Annotated in this window: 8 protein-coding genes and 2 pseudogenes; 6 read left to right on the plus strand and 4 right to left on the minus strand. The window is 63.2% G+C overall.

Going from position 1 to position 14,012, the window contains the following annotated elements:
• Positions 1 to 550: 550 nt before the first annotated feature.
• The 5 genes from BT264_RS39605 (at position 551) to BT264_RS18755 (ending at position 9,309) form a co-directional block, all read left to right on the plus strand.
• Positions 551 to 925 carry a hypothetical protein gene (locus BT264_RS39605; protein WP_218173349.1) on the plus strand — a complete coding sequence of 125 codons (375 nt, stop codon included), beginning with the start codon at positions 551 to 553 and terminating at the stop codon, positions 923 to 925.
• Between the two features lie 391 nt (positions 926 to 1,316).
• The gene (locus BT264_RS18740; protein ID WP_072439709.1) at positions 1,317 to 3,065 is read left to right on the plus strand and encodes a cholesterol oxidase substrate-binding domain-containing protein; all 1,749 of its coding nucleotides are present in this window, start codon (positions 1,317 to 1,319) and stop codon (positions 3,063 to 3,065) included.
• A 489-nt stretch (positions 3,066 to 3,554) separates the two neighbouring features.
• Positions 3,555 to 4,730 carry an efflux RND transporter periplasmic adaptor subunit gene (locus tag BT264_RS18745; RefSeq protein ID WP_256260669.1) on the plus strand — a complete coding sequence of 392 codons (1,176 nt, stop codon included), beginning with the start codon at positions 3,555 to 3,557 and terminating at the stop codon, positions 4,728 to 4,730.
• On the plus strand, positions 4,727 to 7,918 hold the full coding sequence (locus BT264_RS18750; RefSeq protein WP_072439705.1) for an efflux RND transporter permease subunit: 3,192 nt from the start codon (positions 4,727 to 4,729) through the stop codon (positions 7,916 to 7,918). The genes BT264_RS18745 and BT264_RS18750 overlap by 4 nt, the downstream gene beginning before the upstream one ends.
• Positions 7,915 to 9,309 (plus strand): efflux transporter outer membrane subunit, encoded by a 1,395-nt coding sequence (locus tag BT264_RS18755; protein WP_072439703.1) that lies wholly within the window; start codon positions 7,915 to 7,917, stop codon positions 9,307 to 9,309. The genes BT264_RS18750 and BT264_RS18755 overlap by 4 nt, the downstream gene beginning before the upstream one ends.
• Before the next feature lie 123 nt (positions 9,310 to 9,432).
• Here the strand turns inward: BT264_RS18755 and BT264_RS18760 are convergent, their stop codons facing one another.
• From BT264_RS18760 to BT264_RS37485, 4 genes and pseudogenes are all read right to left on the minus strand, one after another.
• Positions 9,433 to 10,335 carry a LysR substrate-binding domain-containing protein gene (locus BT264_RS18760; RefSeq protein ID WP_072439701.1) on the minus strand — a complete coding sequence of 301 codons (903 nt, stop codon included), beginning with the start codon at positions 10,333 to 10,335 and terminating at the stop codon, positions 9,433 to 9,435.
• Between the two features lie 261 nt (positions 10,336 to 10,596).
• A pseudogene (locus BT264_RS38385) lies at positions 10,597 to 10,727 on the minus strand (IS3 family transposase); the annotation flags it as partial.
• Positions 10,728 to 10,764: 37 nt separating this feature from the next.
• A complete protein-coding gene (locus BT264_RS18770) occupies positions 10,765 to 11,970 on the minus strand; it encodes an MFS transporter (RefSeq protein WP_072439699.1) in 1,206 nt (401 codons plus the stop codon).
• A 107-nt stretch (positions 11,971 to 12,077) separates the two neighbouring features.
• Positions 12,078 to 12,452: pseudogene (locus BT264_RS37485) on the minus strand (autoinducer binding domain-containing protein); the annotation flags it as partial.
• Between the two features lie 272 nt (positions 12,453 to 12,724).
• On the opposite strand from BT264_RS37485, the gene cqsA reads away from it, so the two are divergent.
• On the plus strand, positions 12,725 to 14,002 hold the full coding sequence (gene cqsA, locus BT264_RS18780; protein ID WP_072439868.1) for an alpha-hydroxyketone-type quorum-sensing autoinducer synthase: 1,278 nt from the start codon (positions 12,725 to 12,727) through the stop codon (positions 14,000 to 14,002).
• Positions 14,003 to 14,012 lie beyond the last annotated feature (10 nt).

Raw genomic sequence — 14,012 nt, forward strand, 5'->3', positions numbered from 1 at the left:
GAGGACGGCGGCGCAACGCCGGCTCGGGCGAGCCGGCGCGGTTTGCGCGGCGCGCGTTTCGGCGCGCGTCGTCATGCGTTCTCGCGTTGCGTCGCGCGCCGATGTGTCCGGCTCACGCGAAACGGCGGCGCGCCGTGCTCTGTTCAGTTCGATGCGAGATCGCCCCCGCAAGAAGCTGAAACGCCCATTTCAGTCATTGAGCGCTGCTGATTGAAAATGGGCTGCCGCCGGACGCGCTGAAGGCCTGAATCGGAAAACCCTGCGCCGGCCCGGAGCGGGTGCGTTCCCGGCGGATTCAACGAAAAATCATGAACAAAAACCGAGATAATCCCTTCCATTGAATTTGATCCACGAATACCCCAGCTGCGTATGATAGCGACGATTTAAAATATCCGCAGTTAGCATGACATTCGTTTTTTAATCACCGCCGCTTGCAGACAAAAAATCGATCAACTCGCAAGCCACTCATGAGCAAAATTATGGTAGATCAATAGAAATCGATATTTATTTACCCCGAAATTTTGTAATAGTCATCCGGGAACCGCCTACCATGGATTTTCGTCCAAGAGGTCTTATTCGAGAGAAGAATCGGCGAATTTCATCACATCGCTCCCGCTCACCACGCAGCCCAAAGCACTTTTCTCCGAACATTGTTTCGATTCGATCAACGATTGATTCAATCTGCGCGATGGAAAAGCATAATTTTTTTGCTGTCTACTTGAGGCAGCGCTGTCGATTACACCTTCATGCGATAAAAATCGCCGCAATCAACGTACGCAGCACCGTGGATACGGGCGTTGCAAAATATCAACAAATGGCGAAATCATTGTCCGTCACAAAATATCCATATTTAATCGCACGCAATTTACCCGCCCCACCGCTTGCCGACAGAAAAATAAATTGCTACGCTTTTCCAGCGAAATAAACGATAAAACGCTACCCGATTTTGAATGGCAAGCGGGTTTATTTAAAAAAATGAAACATGGAAATTAATATGCACGTGCAATCATCTTTTATCGATCGTCGCGGCTAGCGCTTCGTCACACGCCATTCAGCCGAATCTCCATATCCACCTGCCGGCAGGACAGGCCGACGGCCAGTTGCAAAAATCGCCGGCGGTTTTTCGATTCTCTTCCAGACGTCCGTGATGACGCTCGGCCGCGCATTGTCGAATGCACCGTCCTTTTTTCAATCCCGGCCCGCCAACGCGCAATGCTTCCCGCGCGTCACGCCTGCTCGAATTACCACATTGGCTTCAACACGTCATTTGTCGTCTTTCCAATCTGTAAAACCATTCCGAGAAATTGGAGCACACCATGAGTCACGACTTTCGAGACGAACCTGCGCCGCGTCGCGCCTTCCTGGCCAACATGGCGAAACTCGCGGCGGCCGGCGTCGTCACCGGCTGGACACCGGTCTACCAGATTGCGGCGCACGCGCTGACGGCCGGCGCGACACCGCCCGGCTTCCCGGCCGACATCCCGCTTTACAAGCAGGCGTTCCAGAACTGGAGCGGCGAGATCGCCGTGCAGGACGTATGGACCGCCGCGCCACGCTCCGCCGACGACGTCGTTGCGACGGTCAACTGGGCCCGCGCGAACGGCTATCGGGTACGTCCGCGCGGCTACATGCACAACTGGTCGCCCCTGACGCTGGACCCAAGCGCCGGCGCCGCGAACCTCGTGCTGCTCGATACGACGAAGTCGTTGACGGCCGTCTCCGTCGACACGTCGGCGAGCCCGGCGCGCGTCACCGCGCAGACGGGCGTCTCGCTGGAGTCGCTGCTCGCGACGCTCGAGCAATCTGGCCTCGGCATGGTCGCCGTGCCTGCGCCGGGCGGCATCACGCTCGGCGGTGCGCTTGCGATCGACGCGCACGGCACCGCCGTACCGGCGGCCGGTGAAACCTTGCAACCGGGCCACACCTACGGCTCGCTAAGCAATCTCGTGGTCGCGCTGACCGCCATCGTGTTCGATCCGGCCCGGCAGCAATACGTGCTGCGCCGGTTCGAGCGCAGCGATCCCGAGATCGGCGCGTTCCTCGCGCACATCGGGATGGCGTTCGTCGTCGAAGTGACGCTGACGGCAGGCCCGAACCAGCGGCTGCGCTGCCAGAGCTTCGTCGACATTCCGTCTTCCGAACTATTTGCGCCGGCCGGCACGCCCGGCCGAACGATCGCGTCGTTTCTCGATCGAGCGGGCCGGATGGAAGCGATCTGGTTCCCGTTCACGACGTGCCCGTGGCTCAAGGTCTGGACGCCGACGCCCGGCAAGCCGTTCCTGTCGCGCACCGTCACGCAGCCGTACAACTATCCGTTCTCCGATTCGATCTCGCAGTCCATCTCGGATCTCGTCAAGCGGATCGTGATCAACGGCGAAGGCGCATTGACGCCGTTGTTCGGCCAGACGCAGCTGGCGATCACGACCGCCGGCCTCGCGCTCACGCTCAGCGGGGACATCTGGGGCTGGTCGCGCAACGTACTGCAGTACATTCGGCCGACGACGCTGCGCGTCACCGCGAACGGCTACGCGGTACTGGCGCGGCGTGCCGACGTGCAACGCGTGATCAGCGAATTCGTGCAGTTCTATCAGAATCGCATCGACGCATACAAGGCACGCGGCGAGTACCCGATCAACGGTCCCGTCGAGATCCGGGTCACCGGTCTCGACAAGCCGGCCGATGCCGGCGCCGGCGCGGTCGTTCCCACGCTGTCCGCGCTCAAGCCGCGCCCCGATCACCCGGAATGGGAAATCGCCGTATGGTTCGATATCCTGACGTTACCGGGCACGCCTGGCGCCGATCGCTTCTATCGCGAGATCGAGCAATGGATGCTCGCGAACTACACCGGTTCGTATGCGACGCTGCGTCCCGAATGGTCGAAGGGCTGGGGCTATACCGACACGGCCGCCTGGCAGGATGGCACCATGCTCGCCACCACGATCCCGAATCTGCATCGTGAAGGCCAGCCGCCGTCGAGCAGCTGGGATGCGGCGCGCGCGACCCTCGAACGCTACGACCCGCACCGAATCTTCCGGTCGCCGCTGCTCGATCGGCTGATGCCGTAGCAATCCCGGTGGAAGCCTGCGCGGCGCGCTGCCATGCGCGCCGCGCGCGAGAACTCTTTTGAACATGGCGGAAAGATTCCGAGCCCCTCTCGACCGGTTCAGGTATCTGTCGGTGCATCGTTTCCGTCCCCTACCGGGGTTGCACCGATTCTTTCCGTACCTGTCTTCGCCTTCCCGCGGCAGGCGGACCATCAGCCGCCTCTTCTCCACTTCCTTCGAACCGGCAGCCCGAATTGCCTGAGCAGGCATCCGGGCCGCTCGTCGCAGCAGCACGCCCCCGCGCACCGCCATTTCCTGCCGAACCCGCTCACACACCGCCGACAAACGGCGATTCGTGACTGCGGAGTACAAGTTCTTATGCCGTTTTGTCCGTTTATCGGCCGCTCGCCACACACGATACTGCGCACCATCCGGCGCGTGGCGCCTCACTCGACAATTCGCACGAATATGAACCGATACCCAGGATTGAAGCGCGTCGCTCGACGGGCCGTGCTTGCCGCCGTTCCGATGGCCGCGCTCCTCGCGTTGTCCGGCTGCCAGTCGGACGACAAGGCGGCGGCCGCGACGCCGAGCGTGATCGTCAGCCCGCCCGTCGCCCGCGACGTCAACGACGTCGACGTCTATACCGGACGCTTCGAAGCCGTCGATACCGTCGACGTGCGCCCGCGGGTGAGCGGCTATCTCGACAAGGTAGCGTTCCAGGACGGTGCGAACGTTCGGAAGGGCGACCTTCTGTTCGTCATCGATCCGCGCCCGTATCAGACGGCCGTCACGGCCGCGCAAGGCGCACTCGAACGCGCGCAGTCGCAACTGAAGCTGAGCCGGCAAGATTTCGAACGGGCCAGCGTCCTGATCAGGACCGACACGATCGCACAGAGCCTCTACGACCAACGCCGCCAGGCCGTGCAAAGCGCACAGGCCGAGGTAACGAGCGCACAAGGCGCGCTCGAGCGCGCACGGCTCGACCTGTCCTTCACGCGCATCGTCGCACCGATGTCCGGCCGCATCAGCCGCAAGCTCGTCAGCGAAGGCAACCTCGTGAAAGGCGGCGACAGCGACGCGACCGTGCTGACGACGATCGTGTCGCAGGATCCGATCGATATCTACTTCGACGTCGATGAACAAAGCTACCTGCGCTACACGCGCGAAGCGCAGAAAAGCGGTAGCAATGCGTCGTCGCGGCGAGTTGCGATCGCGCTGCCGGGCGACGCACAACCGTCGCTGACGGGCACGATGGATTTCGTCGACAACCGCCTCGACAATTCGACCGGCACGCTGCGGCAACGCGCGCGCGTCTCGAACCCGGACCGGCGCCTGAGCCCCGGACAGTTCGGCCGCGTCTACCTGTCGAGCCGTGTCGCGCATCATGCGCTGCTGGTACCCGATTCGGCCGTCGCGACCGACGCGACGCATCGCGTGCTGTATTTCGTCGACGCGAAGGGCACGGTCGCGATCCGCCCGGTGACCCCCGGCCGCCTGCACGGCAACCTGCGCGAAATCGACGCCGGGCTGAACGCCGGCGACCGCGTGATCGTCGACGGTTTCCAGCGCGTGCAGGCCGGCGACAAGGTCAAGGCCGTGCCGCGCGCGATCGATGCAACGAATACGGCCACGTTGGCCCAGGCAACCGACAAGGCCAGCGGCACGACCGGGAGCGCGCAATGAACCTCGGCCGCTTGTCCGTCCAGCAGCCGGTGCTCGCGATCGTCCTGTCGATCGTAGTGACGATCGCCGGTGCGTTGGCCTATTTCTCGCTCGCGGTGTCCGAGTACCCGGACATCGCGCCGCCTACCGTCGTCATCCAGGCAACCTATCCTGGCGCGTCTGCGGAAACCGTGTCGCAAACGGTATCGACACCGATCGAGCTCGAAGTGAACGGTGTCGAGGACATGCTGTACATGTACAGTCAGGCAACGTCGGACGGCAGCCTCAACATCACCGCGACGTTCAAGCCGGGCACGGATGTCGACAAGGCGCAGGTGCTCGTGCAGAACCGCGTCGCGCTGGCGACGCCGCGCCTGCCGGAGCCGGTGCAGCGTAGCGGCGTGTCGGTGCGAAAATCGTCGCCGACGCAGCTCGGCACGATCTTCCTGTACTCGCCGGACCAGCGCTACGACCCGCTGTACGTGTCGAACTACGCAATCCGCAACGTCGCGGACGTGCTGAAGCGTATCGACGGCGTCGGCGACATCAACCCGCTCGGCGCGCGCGAATACTCGATGCGCATCTGGCTCGATCCCGAGCGCGTCGCGTCGTTCGGCCTGAGCCCGAGCGACCTGATCGCCGCGGTGCGCGCGCAAAACACTCAACTCGCGGGCGGCGTGATCGCACAGGCGCCGATCACGAACCAGGCATTCCAGCCGAACCTGATCTTCGAAGGGCGGCTCAAGCGCCCCGAGGACTTCAGCAGCATCGTCGTCAAACAAGGCAAGGACGGGCGGCTCGTGCGGCTGAAGGACGTCGCGCGCGTGGAAGTCGGCGCACTCGCATACGCGACCGACAGCTACATGCTGCGCCACCCGACGATCGCGCTGCAAGTGCTGCAGCAGCCCGGCGCGAACGCGGTCGCGACGATGGACGCGGTCGAGAAGAAGATGGCGGAACTGAGCAAGGACTTCCCCAAGGGCATCGTCTACAACATCGGCTACAACCCGACCGCGTTCATCGGCGACAGCATCCACGAACTGGTCAAGACCATCTACGAGGCCGTCGTGCTCGTCGTATTCGTCGTGCTGCTGTTCCTGCAGGGCTGGCGGCCGTCCATCATCCCGATCCTGTCGATTCCGGTGTCGCTCGTCGGCACATTCGCGGCAATGGCCGCGCTCGGTTATTCGATCAACAACCTGACGCTGTTCGGCCTCGTGCTCGCGGTGGGGATCGTCGTCGACAATGCGATCGTCGTCGTCGAGAACGTCGAGCGACACCTGTCGACCGGTGCAGGGCCGCGCGACGCGACGTTGTTGACGATGAAGGAAGTCGGCGGCGCCCTGTTCGCGATCACGCTCGTGCTTTGCGCGGTGTTCGTGCCGACCTCGTTCATTCCCGGCATCTCGGGCCAGTTCTTCCGCCAGTTCGGCGTGACGATTGCCGTGTCGACAGCGATCTCGTTCTTCACATCGGTGACGCTCGCGCCTGCGCTATCGGCCATGATCCTGAAAGCGCATGCCGACGAACACGATTCGGCCGCGCCCGTGTCGCGGATTGCCGCGTTGTTCGCGCCTGCCATGCGCGTCGTGCAGCGCTTCGCGAACGCGTTCAATCGCGTGTTCCAGCGCCTGTCCGATGCGTATGGCAGGCTGGTCCGGAAAGTTGTGCGAATTATCCCTGCGATGGCCGCACTGTACGTCGTACTGATCGCCGCGACCGGCTATCTGCTCGTATCGAGCCCGAAGGGCTTCATTCCGGCTCAGGATCGCGGCTACCTGGTCGTGCTCGTGCGGATGCCCGACGGTGCGACGCTCGAACGCACGAGCGCGGTCGCGCGCAAGATCGAGGACATCGCACTGTCAGTGCCGGGGGTCGCCCGCGTGCCGGTTTTTTCCGGCGTCAATGCGGCGACCGGTACGAATTCGTCGAACAGTGCCGGGTTGTTCCCTGTATTCAAGCCGTGGCCGGAACGCAAGACGCAGGGACTGACGATCGAGAAGATTGCAGCCGAGATGCGTCAACGGCTGGCAAGCGTCACGGAAGCGTCGATCGTCGTCGCGATGCCGCCGCCGGTGCAGGGCCTCGGCAGCACAGGCGGCTTCGCGATGCGACTCGAAGACCGCAACGGCCTCGGCACCGCCGCGCTCGCCAAGGCGACGCAGGAGCTCGTCGCCGCCGCCAACCGCACGCCCGGCATGGTCGGCGTCTATACGCCCTACTCCGCAACGAGCCCGCAGGTGCATGTCGAACTCGATCGCGAGAAGGCCGAGATGCTCGGCGTGCCGAGCCAGGAAATCAACGACGCGGTCGAAACGTATTTCGGCTCGACCTACGTCAACGACTTCAACATCGTCGGGCGCACCTATCGCGTCACCGCGCAGGCCGACCTGCCGTTCCGCGTCGACGCATCCGATCTCGCTCGGCTGAAGGTGCGCAACCGCGACGGTGACATGGTGCCGATCGGCAGCGTGACACGCATCGACGATATGCTCGGCGTCGATCGCGCGCCGCGCTACAACCTGTACCCCGCCACGGAAATCAATGGCGATACGGCACCGGGCCTCGGCTCCGGCTTCGCGATCAAGACGATGGAGACGCTCGCCAAACAGGTGCTGCCGCCCGGCATCTCGTTCGAATGGACCGATCTGTCGTACCAGGAGACCACGGCCGGCAACACGGGGCTGCTCGTGTTTCCGCTGTGCGTGCTGCTCGTGTATCTGGTGCTCGCCGCGCAGTACGGCAGCTGGAGCCTGCCCGCATCGATCCTGCTGATCGTGCCGATGTGCCTGCTTGCCGCATCGCTCGGCGTGCGCGGGCTCGGCCAGGACGTGAACATCCTCACGCAGATCGGCTTCATCGTGCTGGTCGGGCTTGCCGCCAAGAACGCAATCCTGATCGTCGAGGTCGCGCGGCAGCTGGAGGCCGACGGCATCGAACTCGTCGACGCCATCGTCGAAGCGTGCGTGCAGCGGCTGCGCCCGATCGTGATGACGTCGCTTGCGTTCATTCTCGGCGTCCTGCCGCTCGTGATCTCCGAAGGTGCCGGCGCAGAAATGCGGCAGGCGGTCGGCGCGGCCGTGTTCTTCGGCATGATCGGCGTGACGTTCTTCGGGCTGCTGTTTACGCCCGTCTTCTATGTAATGGTTCGCCGGCTCGCGATGCGCAAGACCGCTGTCGCGGCCGTCGCGACGGAGGTGGTGCAATGAAGTTCATTCGACTAGTGGCCGTGCTGTCCGCGGCGGCCGTCCTGACCGCGTGCACCAGCGCGCCGGTCGCCGACGTCACACCGCCGCCGCTGGCTTCGACGTATGCGAATGCGGATCTGTCGGCCGGCGGCCCGGCGGCCGACACCGTCGCATGGTGGCACGGTTTTCACGATCCGATTCTCGACCGGCTGGTCGACATGGCGCTCGCGAACAACCTTGACCTGAAGGTCGCGGTCGCACGCATTGACGCGGCGCGCGCGGTACGGATCGGCGCGGCGTCGCAGTGGCTCCCGTCACTCGACCTGAATGCGAGCGCCGGCCGCCAGCGGCAATCGGCATCGCAAGCGTTCCCGACCGATACGCCGACGATCGGCAACGCGTTCGATCTCAATGCAAGCCTTGCATGGGACATCGATATCTTCGGGCGCATCCGTCAGGGTGTGTCGGCCGCCGACGCGGACATCGCGTCCGCGCAGAACGATGCGGCGGCCGTGCGGATCGCGACGATCGACGAGACCGTGCGTACGTACGTGACGGTGCGCGGCCTCGAGCAGCGCCTGGCACTGGTCGAGGCCAACGCGCTGAGCCAGCGCAGCACCGAGGAATCGACGCGGCGCCTGTTCGACGCGGGCGTCGTACCGATTGCCGACGTCGACCGCGCCGCCGCGCAGACGGAGACGACGCTGGCCGAACTGCCCTCGCTGCAACTGCAGCGACAGGCAGCGATCCACCGGCTGTCGATCATCAGCGCATCGACGGTACAGGACACCTACGCGCAACTCGATCCGCCCGCGCCATGGCCAACATGGTCGGCTCCCGCGCCGGGCATCGGCACGCCAGCCGACCTGCTGCGCCGGCGACCGGACGTCCGCGCAGCCGAGGCGCGCGTCGTCGCGGCCTATGCGCGGATCGGCGTGGCCGAGGCCGACCTGAAACCGCACTTGCAGCTGATCGGCGTGATCGGTGCGGCAATCGATGGCTTCTCGGGTGCCACGCTCGCGCGTTCGCTGGCATGGATGGCCGGCGCCGGCGCCAGCGCGCCGCTGTTCGACGGCGGGCGGCGGCGCAGCGTGGTCGCGTTACGCCGCGCAGAGGCCGATCAAGCGGTCGCCGCCTATCGCACGGCGGTGCTGACGGCAGTCAGCGACGTCGAGACGTCCGTCGCGGCGACCGCCCGCAATCACGGTCGCACCGAACGCCTCGAACGCGCGGTGGCGAATGCGCGCGGTGCTTATACGCAGATCAACCGGTCGTGGCGCAGCGGTGAATCGGCGTTCATCGATACGCTGGAAGTGCAGCGCTCGCTGCTCACGGCCGAGGATGCGCTCGCGCAGGCACGGACCGACGAAATGCTCAGCAAGGTCAGGCTGATGAGCGCGCTGGGGCAATAAGTGCATGCGTCCGGATCGATCGATGCCGCACATTGACCGATATACGCAAAGGGCGACGGATTCGATCGAAGCCGAACCCGTCACCCTTTGTTTCCTGCGTGACCGATCACGCACGGGCCATGCTCAGTCGATGTCGCCGACGTCCTTCAACTGCGCGCTGACGTAGTCGAGAAAGCTGACGATCCGCGACGATAGCGTCGCGTTGCGATAGAAGACTGCATGGATCGGCTGGCGGAATTCGATGGTGTCGTCGGCGAGCAATTCGACGAGGCTACCGTCGCGGCGATGGGCGCCGGTCATGTAGTCTGCCAGGCACACGATACCGGTGCCATTAAGCGCCAGCGTCAGCAGCGTCTCTCCGCTCGATGCCTGCAACGCCGGCTGAACTCGATACACGTTGCCGTCCGCGTTACGCAACGGCCAGTGGTTCAGCACCTCCGGCTGCACGAAACCGAGCACGGTATGGTTCGCGAGGTCAGCCACGCCGGCAGGCACGCCGGCCTTCTCCAGATAGCCCGGGCTGGCGAGAATGCGTAACCGGCTGCCGCCGAGCTTCCGCGCGTGCAGCGTCGAATCGCGCAACTCTCCGATCCGGATCGCGACATCAGTGCGCTGTTCGAGCAGGTCGATGATCTCGTCGCTGGTATGAAGTTCAACCTCGATCGCCGGATACGCGTCGCGAAACCCCGGCATCATCGGTGCGATCACGTGCTGCATGAATGGCATCGCAGCATTGATCCGCAGACGGCCCGCCGGCATTTCGTGCTGCCGCGCGATTTGGTCCTCGGCAAACTCGACCGATGCAATGATGTCTCGCGCATGGTCGAGAAAAACGTTGCCCTCTTCCGTCAATTCCAGCCGGCGTGTCGTGCGTCTGATCAGCGTCGTATCCAGTTTATCTTCGAGGCGCCGCAGGACGCGGCTCATCACAGAGGTCGGCTGATGCAATCGGTCCGCTGCACCTGTCAGCGAACCAATGTCCGCGATCGTCACGAACGCGAGCATTTCGTCTAGTGTGGTCTTCATGGGAACAGAATCAGGCACCAATCGCAAACCGCTACGATAGTGTGGCTTTGTTCCGCTGATAACCATAAGTCGAAGCGAATCACATTTGATTTCCAGTCAACAAACTCGATGAAACCCGGATGTCCGAGGTGTATGGAGTTTGTGATCGGCGTGCATGCCTTCGCGTTCCACCAGGGCGTGCAGGCGGAGGTACCCGTACCGACGACGCTCGTACGCCGGCTCCACCAGACGCGGCGCCAGCAATTCGTTCTCGTGGTCCGGCTGCTTGTTGTCGTGCAATACGCTGCGAGAAAGCCCGGCGGGCCGGCGGCGCGGCGCTCGGAGATGTCGACCTTCTCCCGAATCGCCGCGACCGCCTCCCCTTTGACCTGCGGGCTCGGTGCTTTCCCTTGACGACTCCGGCTGGCCCTGTTTGCCGGGGCCAGGTCACTAGGCGTCCAGCCCCTTCTGTACGTAGCGCGATAACGGGAGTGTCAGCAGAAGGATTGACGCCAAGGCGAGCAGCGCGGTTGGGACACCCGCAATGTCGCCCAGACGGCCGAACAGGACCGGCGACAGAGCGCCACCGCCGATAGTGCCCGTATAGAACAACGCGAACGCCTGCTCGCGCTTGCCGGCCCCCGCCAGTTCAGGCACGACCCCGTAGAGCACCGACGACGTCCCGTTCAGCGCGAGTCCCAGCAGCGGCAGAATCGCCATCATTGCGAAGAGTGGCGAGAACACCGCGACCACGATCAGCAGCGACGTGGCGGACTCCGTGAGCCACACTGTCTTCATCATCCCGATCCGCACGCCCAGATAGCCGCAGAACAGCTTTCCGAATGCACCGCCCACGAACAGCAACGTCAGCGCGAGACCGATACCGGCGGTGCCGGCACCCTTGCTTTTCAGCAGGAACGGCAGGAACGTCAGAAAGCCCATCCGCACGGCACTGTCGAGGGTGCCGGTCGCGAGCAGCGCGCGCAAGCCGCCGGACGAACCGCTGTCGATGGCCGCTTTCGGTATCGTCTCGCGCGCCGCATGCGGCGCGCCGCGCGACGGAATCAGCCACCACAGCAGGCCTGCTGAAACCACGCCAAGCACACCGATCAGCGTCGCGCCTGTGCGCCACGTCACGACCGTCAACAGAAGGCCGATCAGGCCTGGTATCAGCGTCTTGCCGATGTCGCCGGAGAAGTTGTACTGGGCCAGCGCCTCCTTCACGCCCCCGCCTGCCTCGTAAGAATCGGTGACCATCGAGGACGCGAGCGGGTGCTGCGTGCTCGCGCCCAGTCCGCCCAGCAGCAGCGCGACCAGCAGCACCGCCAGCCCGGCGGCCTGACCGGCGATCAGGTAGGCAACGCCTGCGAGCGCGGTCCCCGCCACCAGCATGCGCTCCCGCCCCCATCGCCGCGCTGCCCGACTCGCGAGCAACTGGAAACCCGCCATCACGCCGGAATAGAGCCCGCGTAATAGGCCGATCTGCACGTAATTGATAGCGAACTGCACTTGCCAGATCGGCAGCAGCACGTAGATGACGTCCGTCAATCCGTCGTGTACGGCGTGCGCGACGCATGCGGCCACCAGCGAGCGGCGACGGGACGCATCGGGGTGATGCTGGATCCCCAAAGAGGCTTCGCTTTTCAAATCGCTCATTTCGTCTATTGTTGTGCGCAATGTCGGTTGCGTGCGCTGTAACTCGTGGGGGTGATCTGCTTGAACAATACTGCTGCTTGAACGGGTCGGGCGTCAGGTATGACAGACTCGCATGCCGTCTTGCCTTCGGCGGTCCAGCACAGCACTTCGCGTTCCCGCGCCGTCAGCACGACGCTTGCCGCCGACGCGAGCTTCGGCACCATGAGGCCGCTCATCAGCGAATGTGACAGGTTCGCGAGCCAGTGGGTCTGCAGCGTGAGCACGTTGATTTCGGCAGGCGTGAGGCGATCCGCTTGGCGCGCGATGCTCAGCAGGCCGAACGCGCCGCGCGCGGCCCAGCTCGACTGCGCGATGCCGACCGACAACCCGGCCTCACGCGCATCTTCCCACAAAGGGCATGGCGCGACCTCGTCAACGTCCGGCCAGACGACTTCGACACGGATTCCGTAACAGCAGGACTCGCAAGGGCAACGCCACGCCAAGCGCTCATCGGCAATTATCGCGGAATCCGGCGCGGCGATCGCCAGGCCTGACTGCCTCACATGGATATTCCAGATATCTCGGCGAACGATATTTACCAGCCCATCACTTTCTTACAAAAAATAAATGAAAAATCCTTTAATGGTATAAATTTTACGATACGAAAAGGATAGACGGCGCCTCTCTTTTAAGAGTATCGCGATTTTTTTATAACAAGCAGGTGGCTCATTATGCAGCGCTGCACAACCGTGCAGTTGACCATAAGGAGCTTAAAGTGTACGAACATTACGAAGGGAAATCCAAGTCGAGCGTTGGCGAAGTCTCGCTTCCGGCATTCGTTGCCGAACGTGTCACACGCTATTATCGCGAACGCGTTCAAGGGAACTGGAACGGTGGCCATATTATGCGAGGGCGTATGCCTGGCCCCGACGCGTTGCATTTGTCGAGCAACGATTATTTGTCGATCGCCCGACACCCCGATATCCTCGAATCGATGTGCGCAAGCATAAAGTCGGAGGGCAATGGGATGCTGATGTCCGGCATATTTCTGCACGGGGCATGTCCGTTGCTTGAGCTCGAAGACAGGTTCGCCCGCTTCATGGGCTCGGAATCAGCCATACTTTGTCAATCCGGCTATGCAGCGAATACCGGCTTGCTTCAGTCAATCGCTTCCGCTGAAACACCCGTATACCTCGACATGATGGCCCATATGTCGCTATGGGAAGGCGTGCAAAGTTCAGGCGCGAAAGCTGTCGCCTTTGCCCACAACGATGCTGACCATCTCGCGCGGCAAATCCGTCGTCATGGACCTGGCATCGTAGTCGTCGACTCGATCTACAGTACGAACGGCAGCGTTTGTCCGTTGGCCGACGTCGTCGACGTGGCGACAACGGCCGGCTGCGTGCTAGTCGTCGACGAATCACATTCGCTCGGCACGCATGGGCCGGATGGCGCAGGGCTCGTCGTCGAGTTGGGGCTGACCGATCGTGTGCACTTCCGCACGGCGAGTCTCGCAAAAGCGTTCGCTGGCCGCGCGGGCGTGATCAGTTGCTCGAGCCGATTTCAGGAGTATTTCAAGTTTGAATCGCGTCCGGCGATCTTTAGTTCGACATTGCTTCCGCATGAAGCCGCCGCCCTGGAGGCCACGATCCTCGTGATCGAAAAGGAAGCGTGGCGGCGCACGCAGGTCGCAGAAAATGCACGGTACCTGCGCGAGCAACTCACGCGACTCGGTTATAACCTTAATGGGAGTGAAACTCAAATCATCGCACTCGAGTCCGGCACGGAACAACGGACGATCAAACTACGCGACGCGCTCGAGTCGCATGGCATTTTCGGCTCGGTCTTCTGCGCGCCTGCCACGGCGAAAAACCGCGCGCTAATCCGGCTCTCCGTTCATGCGGCACTTACTCACGACGAGTTGCGGCGGATCGTCCAGGTCTGCGAAGCGATTCGCGATGAGGTCGAGCTCGATGACTGGCCGTCAACACAGCGGATGTACGCCAGCGCACGCGCGATCGACCGGATAGCGGCCGTCAGGCAAGCAGTGTAAGCGACATAAA

It is taken from the genome of Burkholderia sp. NFPP32 (genome assembly GCF_900119325.1).
In the GTDB taxonomy this organism is placed as follows: Bacteria; Pseudomonadota; Gammaproteobacteria; order Burkholderiales; family Burkholderiaceae; genus Burkholderia; species Burkholderia pyrrocinia_C.